This window comes from Cognataquiflexum rubidum (assembly GCF_022538115.1).
Taxonomy (GTDB): domain Bacteria; phylum Bacteroidota; class Bacteroidia; order Cytophagales; family Cyclobacteriaceae; genus Cognataquiflexum; species Cognataquiflexum rubidum.
On the sequence record NZ_JAKZAL010000003.1, the window covers coordinates 348,278 to 360,684 of the forward strand.

At 42.4% G+C, this 12,407-nt stretch carries 8 protein-coding genes; 2 read left to right on the forward strand and 6 right to left on the reverse strand.

What is annotated here, in order from left to right:
* Window positions 1-216 precede the first annotated feature (216 nt).
* Window positions 217-1,791, forward strand: coding sequence for a tetratricopeptide repeat protein (locus tag MMU05_RS05820; RefSeq protein WP_241140728.1), 1,575 nt, complete (start codon window positions 217-219; stop codon window positions 1,789-1,791).
* A gap of 118 nt (window positions 1,792-1,909) precedes the next feature.
* Here the strand turns inward: MMU05_RS05820 and MMU05_RS05825 are convergent, their stop codons facing one another.
* The 6 genes from MMU05_RS05825 to MMU05_RS05850 all read right to left on the reverse strand — a co-directional run bounded on the left by MMU05_RS05825 (window position 1,910) and on the right by MMU05_RS05850 (window position 11,297).
* Window positions 1,910-2,461, reverse strand: a complete 552-nt coding sequence (locus MMU05_RS05825) for a GNAT family N-acetyltransferase (protein WP_241140729.1) — start codon at window positions 2,459-2,461, stop codon at window positions 1,910-1,912.
* Between the two features lie 45 nt (window positions 2,462-2,506).
* Window positions 2,507-3,502, reverse strand: coding sequence for a bestrophin family protein (locus tag MMU05_RS05830; protein WP_241140730.1), 996 nt, complete (start codon window positions 3,500-3,502; stop codon window positions 2,507-2,509).
* A 72-nt stretch (window positions 3,503-3,574) separates the two neighbouring features.
* Window positions 3,575-4,408, reverse strand: a complete 834-nt coding sequence (locus MMU05_RS05835) for a hypothetical protein (RefSeq protein ID WP_241140731.1) — start codon at window positions 4,406-4,408, stop codon at window positions 3,575-3,577.
* Between the two features lie 3 nt (window positions 4,409-4,411).
* Window positions 4,412-5,362, reverse strand: coding sequence for a Smr/MutS family protein (locus MMU05_RS05840; protein WP_241140732.1), 951 nt, complete (start codon window positions 5,360-5,362; stop codon window positions 4,412-4,414).
* Window positions 5,359-6,660 (reverse strand): cryptochrome/photolyase family protein, encoded by a 1,302-nt coding sequence (locus MMU05_RS05845; RefSeq protein WP_241140733.1) that lies wholly within the window; start codon window positions 6,658-6,660, stop codon window positions 5,359-5,361. Before MMU05_RS05845 ends, MMU05_RS05840 begins: the two co-directional genes overlap by 4 nt.
* A 47-nt stretch (window positions 6,661-6,707) precedes the next feature.
* Window positions 6,708-11,297 carry a translocation/assembly module TamB domain-containing protein gene (locus MMU05_RS05850; protein WP_241140734.1) on the reverse strand — a complete coding sequence of 1,530 codons (4,590 nt, stop codon included), beginning with the start codon at window positions 11,295-11,297 and terminating at the stop codon, window positions 6,708-6,710.
* A gap of 45 nt (window positions 11,298-11,342) precedes the next feature.
* Here MMU05_RS05850 and tsaD point away from each other — a divergent pair, with 45 nt between their 5' ends.
* The gene (tsaD, locus tag MMU05_RS05855; RefSeq protein WP_241140735.1) at window positions 11,343-12,347 is read left to right on the forward strand and encodes a tRNA (adenosine(37)-N6)-threonylcarbamoyltransferase complex transferase subunit TsaD; all 1,005 of its coding nucleotides are present in this window, start codon (window positions 11,343-11,345) and stop codon (window positions 12,345-12,347) included.
* Window positions 12,348-12,407: the final 60 nt, after the last annotated feature.

The following is a 12,407-nucleotide window of genomic DNA, read 5'->3' on the forward strand; positions in this document are numbered from 1 at the left end:
TAGTCTTTATCCAATTAAGTAACATCCTCACTCCGAATCGATGTAAAAATTTCTCAATGGAGCCATCTTTACCAAACCTGAAGGTTTTTCTCCTTGACTAGGTTTAGCTGTAAATCCTGAGGGAAACCATCCTTGTCGGAGTTTTTATTTAAATTTTATTCAAAACTATTATTTTGTAGTTTTAAGCGGCAGTTAAGCCAGTTAATTAACCGTTAAATGAAACCCATTCCCCTTATTCAAAAGCAGGAAATAATTGATCAGATGAACCGGATTCTTTCATTCCCGGTATTTAGTAATTCAATGATATTGTCTGAGTTTTTCAGATTTATTGTCCTGGAAACAATTGAGGGGAGGTCACATTCCTTGAAGGAATATACCATTGGCACTCAAGTCTTATTGAAAAAAGCTGGATATGACCCACAGACCGATGCCTCTGTAAGGATTCATGCAGGAAGGCTCCGTAGGGCCTTGGATGACTATTATTTTACTTTGGGCAAGAATGACCCTCTGTTGATCTCAGTACCAAAAGGGGCTTACATTCCAACTTTTGAGCCTCCCAAAGCATTCAATCCGTCACCACAGGGAATCACCCAAAATTTCATCCATAAACCCACCTTGGCAGTGATTCCCTTCTATTGTCTTGGAGAAAATAGCCTTCAGACTTTTGCAGATGGATTGTGTGATCAGATTTGTACGGAGTTTACAGGATTTAGCGAGCTTTCTGTAGTCTCTTATTTTTCTTCGAGGAAGATTGCTTCAGAATTATTGGAAAACAAAGATATGGCACTTCTATTGGATGCGACATACTTGCTTACCGGAAGTATCCAATCAGGAGATGACAAAGTTCGGATCAGGGTACAACTTATCCAAAGCAAATCACAGCATCAAATTTGGGCTTGTTCCTATGAAAAGGAAAAATCCGCAATGTATAATTTTGCCATTCAGGATGACATCGTAAAGCATGTGATCAATCAGATAGGGGGTAGCCATGGAATCATTTACAGAGAAGCAGCCAAGGCAACACCGATCAAACAATCAGTAGATATAAAAGTGTATGATGCCGTTTTTTGGTATTATTATCTGGTCAATGATTTAAATGAAATCACTTTCAAGAAAGGATTGGAGGTCATGAAAAACACAGTACAGCTTGACCCCCAATATGCTTTAGGTTGGGCTATTCTTGGGGAAACCTATATCGCCGGATACTTTTTTGGTTATGATTGTGGGGTGGCAGACCCAATTGAAGAGGGCGTGAAATGTGGTCAAAAGGCAATTGTCATAGACCCTCGCTGTCAGCACGCCTACCAAACTCTCAGTTTGGCCTATCTTTTTCAGCATAAGCCAAAGAATTGTTTTCAACTTTATGACCAATGGAAAAAATTGAACTTGAATTCCACCGGAATATCAGGAGGACTGGGATTTTGCCTGATATGTGCAGGCGATTATGAACGGGGTCATAAACTTTTGAGTGAATCGATCCAAGTCAATCCCTATTATCAATGGTGGTTCAATGCAGGTCTGAGTATATATCATTTTCATAATTCCGAATTTGAGGAAGCCATTTACTGGGCAAATAAAATTCAAAGGCAGAGTGTAATTTGGGAATTGATTTTGAAAATCACCTCTTATTCTGAATTGAATAATTATAGTGAGGCGTTCTTCTGCTTAGAGGAACTTCGCAAGGAGTTTCCTTCGATATCGGAAAATATTAAACCAATTTTAGGATCATTTCTCCAATCTGAAATTTTAGTGGATAGATTTTGGAACGCTTTCAAAAAGGCGGAAATTTAAAGAGAATAGCCATGTTGGAATGTTCCATCCTCATGCAATCTTGTTTTGGATACATTGATTCGAAAAAGGTTTTCACTCTTTTCTTGGTTTCAATGATTCCTAATTGAAATTACCTCCTTTATTCCATCCAATCCCACACTACAATGACCCAAATATCTCCATCGGCATTGGGGTAGCGGCTGAGTTCGCGGAAGCCGACCCGGTAGTGGGCTGCCAAGGAACGATAGTTTTGGTCCGAAATCTCTGTAATTGCAAAATCAAAATTGTCCCCATGGACTGCACGATACACCTCGTAGCAATAGTCAAAAACTCCCTGTCCCCGGTAATCTTTCCCCACAGCGACCTGACCGACGACCAAGTAATTGTACTCCGATAGGGGGATTCCTTTGTACTCCAATTGATCAAACTCCTCAAACATCGGAATCAACATCTCAATGTCTTCTTTGCAATCTACCGTCATCGCGAGGATATAGGCAGCGACATGTTCGCCGTCTTTTGCGATGATATGTGGTGCAAAGGAATTCATCTTCCAAAGATCTTTTACAGTATGCTCTGCGAAGACAAAGCCCTGATCGAGTGATTCGAGGTTTTTGATATGGTTTTCCTGCTGCAGGTCAAGGATGCCGACAAATTCCTCATAGGTTTCGGCGGTTTTGAAAATTAGGGACATAGGATGGGATACCACCGACTTTTAGCTGTCGATGACGCTTTCAATTTACATCAAAAAGCCATTCTCTACAGGGTATGGTTTGGGAATTTTTTCATCATTTAGCATTTCCCTCAGGTCTATTTCTATACCCCGGGTGATGGACGAAATCGGCACGTCATTATAGGCACCTTCGAAGGGATTTTCGGAGTAATCCCCGATCCTTTCCATCAGAAAAAAGATCCAGATGATCAATCCTGAAAATGGGATGGTCATCCAAATCCATAATTCGTCAGAGGTCAAAAAAATGTCCAACAATCCAAATGGAATGAGGGCACAGAATACATAAGTCATCCAAAGGGCGACAGACGCATATTGCCTCGGCAGCGGAAAGTTTTTGATCCGCTCCGCCATGCCTTGATTGTCATAGAGCCGCCCGATCAACTGGTGAAACCAAACCTGCTTGAAATCACTGATCAATCCCTTTAAAGTAAGTTCGCGGATGACTTCAGATTGTTTCTTTAAAATCTGGGAGGGAATATTCGTTTTGGTTCTGTAATGCTGCAACTCTGATTCGGAAATATACTCCAGCAGTTCTTTGTCCAGGCCGTTGTTCAGGATTTCGGTATAGGTCGGAACAAAAACAGTATTTTTTGGACCATATTTATGTTCCCATGTTTTTGGGATCCTGAGCATATACCTCAGGGAAATGATCCAAGCCAAGTGCCTGTAAACAATTTCTTTTTTGATTGCTTCAGTATTTTCACCTGATTTTTCATGGATCATCGTCAGGACGGCAGTGGCAAAGGTCCTGCTATCGTTTACAATTGCCCCCCAGATTTTGCGTGCTTCCCAAGTCCTGTCATAGGAGGAGTTGTTTTTGAAACCCAGGTAAAAAGAGACTGCGATACCGATGATGCTGATAGGCTGCCAGGGTAAGGTAAATTTGATCTCCGTGACCAGATAAAGGACAGTGATGATAGCCGCGTAGGCAAGTCCATAATAAAAAGGTTTTCTTGACCATTTAAAAGTCATCCAAAAGCCGTAGTTTCTGTTTACGTACATATCGATATTGCTATATTTTTTTCATCAAAAATGAACTGCCTGCTTTCTTAAATTCGACATTTCAGGATTTTTTTACTCCAAAATCCTCTCAAATAAATCCCTGCATTTGGCTTCCACCTTGGCTGTATTTGTTTTTTTATTTTGTTGCAAAGAAGCCAAGAGGTCGATGTATTTTTTGGAAATATTTTCTTTGTCTGTCAAAAATCCCGTGAGATGTTGTAGGAAAAGCTGGTTTTCATACCATACCAAAAGGTCTTTTTGGAGTTCACTCATTCGGTCATGTACCTCTTTGACAAAGATGGAGTTAAAACCGGACTCGATGCGGAGATTCTCCAAAGCAATGATGACACGGATACCTTCATAGATGTCTTTGAGGGCTTTGGTATCCAGTTTGGTTTTGTTGTCAAGGTTAAAAAATTCCAATTCCTCACTGATGATCTGAGTGCTAGAAGTATTGATCATCAGTGGTTTTAGACCTTTACTATAATGATACACGGAATCATAGAGCTCATCCCAAATCTGCAGCGGAGTGGATACTATCAGGTCATACACCTCAGCATATACTTTGTTTTTTTCTGCTTCAAGGGCTTTGGTGTAGGAATTGAAAACCACATTGTCCTTCATTTTGACAGCCTCCACCTGCTTCATGATCATTTTGAGGTGTTTGGTTTTCTTCAGCCCTTTAAAGATTTTTTTGAAGGGTGAAAACAGCTGAAACTTCAGGTTTTCTTCTTTGAAATGGATCCTTGAAAGGAAGTCCACATAGATTTCCAGGAAAATGAGTTTTTGTTCCAGTTCGCCGGATTTTTTTCCTCTATATCTTTTGCTCAGTGATAAAAAAGCTGATTTTGCGTCTTCAAACTGCTGCGTGAACAACCTGAAAATGGGGGAAATCTTTCCTTGCATGGCTTAAGAGATTCTGACCAATGTAGCGCCGTATCCAAACCGGCTTTTTTGTGTGTCCTGAAAATACTTAATATTTCCCAAATGGCTCAAATACTTGTGTATTTCTTTTCGGAGTACGCCGTTGCCGATGCCGTGGATAAAGGTGATCTCATCCATTCCGGAAGCGATGGCGTAGTTGAGGTTTTTTTCGAAGGTTTCCATCTGAAGGCGCACCATTTCACTGTTGCTCATCATCGAGAAATCTTTGGTGAGCTGCTCAATATGGAGGTCAATTTCCCTGGGAGGCTTTTGGAACTTTATCACAGGAACAGTTTTTTCAGTGTTCAGTTGTTCGTTCAGTTTTTGGATGTCTATTTCTTTGGTCTGATCCGAAAGCTTGAATACATAGCCGCTTTTGTCCAATATTGGAGCTGTCCCACGGCTTTTGAAGAAGGAGGAAGCTTTGAATTTCAGCCTTCTCTCAAAGGAAGGTTCCATCTTTTCGATTTTGGGATGGATGGGAAAAAACTGCACCAAAAGCAGCGGCCACTCCTCAAAATCATGGATGGATTTTTCACCGAGTTTTTGCGAAGTTTTCTTTTTGAGCATCCCGGCAAAAATGGTTTGGCCATTGCCGCCATAGACTTCCGTAGCCATCAGGATGTAATCACGGTCGGTGTTGTTGCTGATATAGATGCTGTGGTCTTTGTCGTTGAGCGGGATGTAGGCTAGGAATAGACCGTCTTCTTTGGAAGTTTTGATCTTTGAAAAGGAACTTGGCTGGTCAGTCACGGCTTCTTTGGACTCTCCAAAATATTGCTTCTCGGCACTGGAAATGACTACGATCTCGTTTTTCATGGCTGGAATCCGGAACCCGTCTTCGATCTCTACTTCCACCCTTCCACTCGCGGATATTTTTACAATTACTCCTGATTCGTTGCCGTGAAGCAAACGGACTTTGTCTCCTATGTTCATGTGTTCAGTGCTGTTTTGTATGTTTCTATGGCCCTTTCTCTTGCGAATTTGTGGTCCACCATAGGTTTTGAATAAGCGGATGTTCCGAATTCAGGCACCCATTTTTTGATATACCTGAGGTCTTTGTCAAACTTCTCGGTTTGGGATTCGGGATTGAATACCCTGAAATAGGGCTGTGCATCAGTCCCTGTCCCAGCGGCCCACTGCCATCCTCCGTTGTTGGAGGAGAGTTCGAAATCGAGCAGTTTTTTTGCAAAGTACGCTTCTCCCCATCGCCAGTCAATCAAAAGATGTTTGGTTAGAAAACTTGCGACGATCATCCTGACCCTGTTGTGCATAAATCCGGTGGCATTGAGCTCCCTCATACCGGCGTCGACTATCGGATATCCTGTCCGGCCTTCACACCATTTTTCAAAATCTTCTTCATTATTCCGCCATGGAATGTGGTCATATTTTGGCTTGAAAGCATGGTCGGTCACTTGGGGATTGTGATGGAGGATCATCATGTAAAATTCCCTCCAGATCAATTCATTGAGGTAAGTCGCATTGAGTTTTGAGGCTTCTAAGGCAAGTTTCCTCACGCTGATGGTACCAAATCTCAGATGAATCCCAAGCCGGGAGGTTCCCTTTATTGCAGGGAAATTCCGCTGTGAATCGTATTTTTGGATCAGAGGTTGGTCTATGTGTAGTGCAGGGATTTCGATCTCAGATTTCTCAAAACCCATTTCTTCCAATGCAGGAACAGGCAGGGGAGAAGTCTGGTAAAAATTGTTTTTTTTCGGATCCAGGCTCAAAAGCTGAAGTGAAGTTTTCTGGAATTTTTCCTGCCAAACTTTGCTGTAAGGAGTGAAGACTTTGTAAAATTCCCCGCTGCCATTGACGATTTCTTCCTTTTCAAAGATGACCTGATCTTTGAAATCCAAAAATTGGATTCCCTTTTCTTTCAACAAATCATTGATGGCTAAGTCTCGTTCTTTGGCATATGGTTCGTAATCCCGGTTGGTGTAGACATTTTGGATGTCGTATTCTACCATAAGTTGGCGGTAAATTTCTATAGGTTTACCGTACTTTACCAAAATTGAGCTTCCAAATCCCTTCAATTCTTTCTGGAGTTTTAGTATTTGGGTGTGGATAAATTCCACCCGTACATCTTTTTTGTCTTCCAGTTTGTCAAGAATCTCCCTATCAAAAATAAACAAGGGAAGGACGTTTTTTTCCTGCGAATAGGCGTAATACAGACCGGTGTTATCCTCGAGTCTCAAATCTCTCCTGAACCAAAATAGGCTGATTTTTTCCATACTGTTTGTTTCCTTTCAGCTATCAATATCCTGAAAGCAAAATTGTTTCAATCCTGCTTCCCTTTTGGTGGATTTTTTACCGGAGGATCCATTTGATAATCCAAAGGGCTCACTTTTCTTTGGAGGCTGTCCAATGGAATATTCTTCCAACCTTCTTCTTCACCGTTGTTGTATCTCAAAAAATCATCTTGGTCATTGATGCGGAGACGTTGTTTTTCTTTGTTTCTGATCCGGTCCCAAAGTTCCCCAAAGCTATTGAAAGAAAGGTTTTGCGAAACGGAGACGCCATAAGTCGCGACATTTCTCGCCAAAGAAAGCGAGGTGAAGGTATTGAAATTATTTCTGTTGTAAACCCTTACCCTGTAGCGTCCATCTTGGGTGACGAGGTATTCGGCCTGCCAGTCGCCCGCTATGCTGTTGAGATCGGCATTGCCCTGCAAGTCAGTAAATCCTCCGTCTCTTGATACCCTAAGTCTCCCATCCAAAAAGGTGTAAGCGACACGAAGTTGAAAAGTTTCCAAAGCACTTTGATCCAAATTGGCCAGGTCAATATCTACTTCCAGATTTTGATCTACCTGAGCGATGAAGCTGTTGAGTTGGGAAGAAAGCAATTGGCTGAGGTTGGAAGTAGCGATGTTGCTGACACCGGAGAATTGGCCTTCCGGAGAAAGTGAGCGCATCATGATGACGGAAAAAACCTGTCTGTTTTTTTCCTGCTCGTCATTTGCAATGCGGTTTTGGAATGCCGAAATATAAGTCTGGATATTGCCTTCTGTCGGAAATTCTGCAAAATCAAAGTTGAAGGTAATTTCCGGCGAAAGGAGCTGCCCTTTGAGGTTCATAAGAACCTTCAGCGGAAATCTACGGCGCATGGCAGGATCTTCCAATGCGGCGTTTTGGTTGGTTTGTAGACTTTGAAGCGAAACACTTTCGAGGTAGTAGGCATTAATGTCCATCACGCCTTCATACGGATCTCCAAACCATGAAATCCGGCCACCGGGCTGTACAATAAATTCTTTCCTCAGGATATTATAAAGGGAGAAGTTGTACTTGGCTTCGGTGATCTCATAATTTCCCGACATGGAAAAATTGCCTTGGGTATCAATGTTCATCGTCAAAACCCCGCGTCCCCGGCCTTGGATGGTTTCGCCAGTCCTCGGGTCAATCTGGATTTCGGTATAGGCATCAGGCGTGACATCAAAAGTGAAATTCATCCTCACATTGTTGATATCCAATTTGTCTATTGTCTCTTCCAAAGAAATATTTCTTGCAGTATCGAGGACATTGATGATTTTGATAAAATCCTCTTGGGCTTCATAACTTTGGGAACCGAGCGGAATATATATTCGGGTGTTCTTTTGGGAGGTTGCCCTTGCAGAAATATCCAGGTTGTTGGCCGCACCAAAAATATTCAAAGTACCGGTGACATAGGCCGTTCCATAGAATTGGTCATTGTCCCTTGAACCTGTATTGAGGACTTGAAAATTTTCCAGATTGGAAGAAATATCGAGTATAAAATCAGAGAAGTAATCATGGGAAATACCCCCGCGCATTCTTGCCCTGTTGCCGTTGGTGTCTTTTAAGGTCAATTCCCTAAAGCTGATTTCATTGTTGTTGAAAATCAAATTACCGTCTACGGTATATTGGGTTTTGAGGTAATTGACGAGCAATGTCCCTCCGGTTACCTGTCCATTTCCAATCACAACAGGAAACGCCAGTGATCCTGAAATATCAAAATCCCCTGAAACAGTGCCTCCCATTCGGGTGATATAATTGGACAGGAAAGGCTCCAAAACCGACAGGTCAGCTTCGTTTAATTTGGCGTTGAGGTCAAGTTGGTTGTCGGTACTTCCCAAAAATCCATCAATAGCTATCACTTTTTTCCCGTTTCGGGTATTGCTGATTTCGACATTGATCACCTTGTCCGCAATGAAAGTTGCCGCGTCGATATCGCCGACAAGAAAATTGTTGATGTACAATTCATCGACATTGATCTGACCGTTGATTCCTATGGATTCATAAAAATTGGTAAATCCAAAATTCCCGTTTGCCAGGCCACTGAGTTCTTTGGTGGTAAGGGTATTGAAAAAATCAAGGTTGACATTGTTGATTTCCAAACCCAACATTTCATTTGGATCTGGGGAAATCGTGCCGTTGAGTGCGATGAACTGGTCTTCGTTGAATAGCTTGATGTTGTCAAAAAGAAGCGATTTTTGGGCGACGTAGATGCTGTTGTCCTCATCAAAACGCCAGGTTTTGTCAAGGATTTTGAGTTCCGACGGTTCAAATACCACCGTCGTATGGTCAGGGTAGATAGTAATTTCATTTTTGATCCGGACAAAGCTTCCCGTCTCCAGTTGGTCTTGGTCATACCTGAAATCAATACTTGATTCATCCCAAATGGCTTCTATGGCCAGGTTGTTGAATATCAGTCCGGTGTTGAGTTCCTGTTTTTTGGAGAAAATGTAAAAAGAGGCCAACACCTCAGCGCTGTTTATCAGCTTTGACGTGTTAAAATCCAGATTGGTATCATAGAGGAAATTCCCATCATAGTAAATGGTATCAATGCTCGAAAAAAAGTTGAAGATGGTATTGTCAGGTGTCTGGTAAAAAGCTCCTTCAATGATGGTGTTTTTTGAAATTGTAGCCCTAGGCTCCAACAAGTTGATAATGGGATTGATGTCAATGAAATTGAGATTGAGGTCAATACTGTATGGTTCCTCGTTGGCATCAGCCCTGAGTGAAATTTTCTCATCCGAATTTGTCAGGATAGCGAGGTATTGTTGGCTGAGGTTTGTGATGTCTTCAAGCAGTTGTCTTACCTTGAATTTACCCGAAATACCGGCTACAAGAAGATCCGAATTGAGGGAGATCAGCCTTGATTCATCGGTGAAAAGGGATTGGAAATAGAAGTTATCTACAAACAGGTTTCGGCCTTCATAGCTGAGATTCACATCACTGAACCTCGCGATTCCCTCGATGTCATCCAGAGTCACCCCTTTGGTGTCCAAGGCAATCTTGCCACTCACAAAGGCGTCCTGCTCCATCAAATTCAATTCCTTTAGGAAAGCAGTATCCAATTTGACTGTCATCCGCACAGAATCTTTTCCTTCTCTCAAGTCCAATACCCCGCTCACTTCGCCTTTGAGGTTGGGGTCATTTACGCGGAGATTGCCTCGAAACAAATCCTTGCCGTAGGTCGCATCAGTCACGATGTTGACATAATTGTAGCCATTGATACCTGCACTTTGGATATCCGCATCCACTTGCAGGAGGGCAGTTTCCAAAGTCAGTCCTGTGCCTTTGATCTGTCCCGTCATCGTGACTTTTTGAAAATTTTCCGGATCTTCTACCAAGACGCCTATGTCGAGGTTTTCGAGTTGGAGCCTTCCGGTGTAGGTAGGTTTGTTATTTTCAGTTTTGAAACCCAAGCGCCCGATGATATTACCGATGCCTGTTCTGAAATTTCCGTTGGCTGTGAAATAATTGATGTATCCTGAAAAATCGGTGTCAAAACGGACGTCTTTGAATTTGTTGATTTCCTTCCTGGCATTTTCGCCGATATAGGGTGAAAGATCATTGCTGTTCAGCACAGAATTCAGGAGTGAAAGTTCAAAAAAAGAGCTGTCAATATTGGGAAGGCCATCGATTTTGAACTTACCAAAAAGAGCACTTTTCTCCCCAAACCGGACCAGGAGTTCTTCAGAGGCAAGATCATCAACTGTACCCTCGATTTCGCCAGAGATAAAAATCCTGTCTTCAATGTTGCTTAGGCTTTCGGTGAAATACTTCAGGTCTTGGATATCCAGGGCGGCTTCATCCAGCCTTGCCGAAATGTTGACTTCATGGATGAAGTTTGAAAGATCTTTGGAAGAATTATAGCTGAATTTGAGATAATCTTTGATTTCTGTATTATTTGATCTCAAAAAGAGATCATCAAATTCCATAAAAGTGGGGCCGTAAGTGAAATCTGTTTTGAGCTGCTGAAAGACAAGGCCCGAGGTAGACTCCAATCCCCGGAGATAATTGACTTTGATCCCAATCATTGGCCCTTCAGCATAAAAGTCGTCAGCATCTGCAATCAAATCCCGAAACTGAAGCGTGTTGAAATCAAACCCGCTTTCTACCGGAACACTGCCATAGTTGATGATGTCTATGGAAGTTTCTTTGAGGCTGATATTTTTGATTCCAAACCTCGAGGCCTTTTTATTGAGATCTCTTGGAGCACTTGGGAAAAGAAGGTTGATTTGGTACAGATATTCTGCGATATTGATAAAATCTTCCTCCGGATGGAACAGAAGCCTGACATTACCTTTTTCCAATTTTATCTGGTCCAAACCCGGATTGCTGCTGTCCAAAAGTCCTGAAATGGAAAAATCAATATAAACATCTTCCAAGTCCACCATCAAACTGTCATGGTGGTCATAAATTACCACATCCTGCAGACTGATGGCATCCCACCACCTGATCCGGACCTTGGATATACTGGTCTCAAATCCGGTGTTTTTGCTGAGGTATTCGGTAAAGGATTTTGTGATTCTTGTCTGGATAGCAGGGATCTGAACAGCGATCACGACTAATAGGAGAATCAGGAAAAGTAAAAGAACCGCCCTGAAAAGCACCCTTAAGGCTTTCATTAATTTTTCCGTAACTTTGGGGTTCTTTTCCAAGAGGCAAGCGAAATGAAGATAAATATTCTGGCTATTGAATCATCTTGTGATGAAACGTCGGCGGCGGTCATTTCTGATGGCAAAATACTCAATAATATCATCGCCACCCAATCGGTACATGAAAAATATGGGGGGGTAGTTCCTGAACTTGCCTCCCGTGCACACCAACAACACCTGATCCCGGTAGTCCATGAGGCCATTGATTCTTCCGGAATCAGTAAGCATGAACTTTCTGCGATTGCCTTTACCAGAGGACCTGGACTGATGGGTTCTTTGTTGGTCGGGGTTTCCTTTGCTAAATCGCTGGCTTTTGCTTTGGACATTCCTTTGATTGATGTCAACCACATGCAGGCGCATATTTTGGCACATTTCATCGATGAACCAAAACCGAACTTTCCATTTATCTGTCTGACGGTAAGTGGTGGCCATACCCAACTGGTGTTGGTCAGGGATTATTTGGATATGGAAGTGATCGGAGAGACGACAGACGATGCCGTCGGGGAGGCTTTTGACAAGACAGCCAAGCTGCTTGGATTGCCATATCCGGGAGGACCTTTGATCGATAAGTATGCCAAAACAGGCAATCCAAAAGCTTTCAAGTTTCCCATATCAGATATGCCCGGTCTGAGTTTTTCATTTTCAGGGATCAAAACCGCAGTATTGTACTTTCTTAGAGATAATCTCAAAGAGAATCCAAATTTCATTACTGAAAACCTTGCTGATATCTGCGCGTCTGTTCAGTATACCCTGATCAAAATGCTTTCCCAAAAACTGGTAAAAGCAGCAAAAGAATACCGAATCAAAGAAATTGCAATTGCGGGAGGGGTATCGGCCAATTCCGGACTGAGGGAGGAATTGAACCATCTTTCAGTAAAATACGGTTGGAGGGTGTACGTCCCAAAATTCGAATACTGCACCGATAATGCCGCGATGATTGCCATGGCAGCACATTTCAAATACCTCAAGGGGGAATTTTGTGGACTGGATGTGGTGCCTGAAGCGAGGATGAAGATTTGAGGAGAACCGAGAGGCGAGAAGCGAGAAACGAGAACAGAGGCGAGAAGGGAGAAACGAGAA

Coding starts and splice junctions, on each gene's coding strand:
- MMU05_RS05820 (WP_241140728.1), top strand. CDS start 217: ATGAAACCCATTCCCCTTATTCAAAAGCAGGAAATAATTGATCAGATG.
- MMU05_RS05825 (WP_241140729.1), bottom strand. CDS start 2,461: ATGTCCCTAATTTTCAAAACCGCCGAAACCTATGAGGAATTTGTCGGC.
- MMU05_RS05830 (WP_241140730.1), bottom strand. CDS start 3,502: ATGTACGTAAACAGAAACTACGGCTTTTGGATGACTTTTAAATGGTCA.
- MMU05_RS05835 (WP_241140731.1), bottom strand. CDS start 4,408: ATGCAAGGAAAGATTTCCCCCATTTTCAGGTTGTTCACGCAGCAGTTT.
- MMU05_RS05840 (WP_241140732.1), bottom strand. CDS start 5,362: ATGAACATAGGAGACAAAGTCCGTTTGCTTCACGGCAACGAATCAGGA.
- MMU05_RS05845 (WP_241140733.1), bottom strand. CDS start 6,660: ATGGAAAAAATCAGCCTATTTTGGTTCAGGAGAGATTTGAGACTCGAG.
- MMU05_RS05850 (WP_241140734.1), bottom strand. CDS start 11,297: ATGAAAGCCTTAAGGGTGCTTTTCAGGGCGGTTCTTTTACTTTTCCTG.
- tsaD (WP_241140735.1), top strand. CDS start 11,343: ATGAAGATAAATATTCTGGCTATTGAATCATCTTGTGATGAAACGTCG.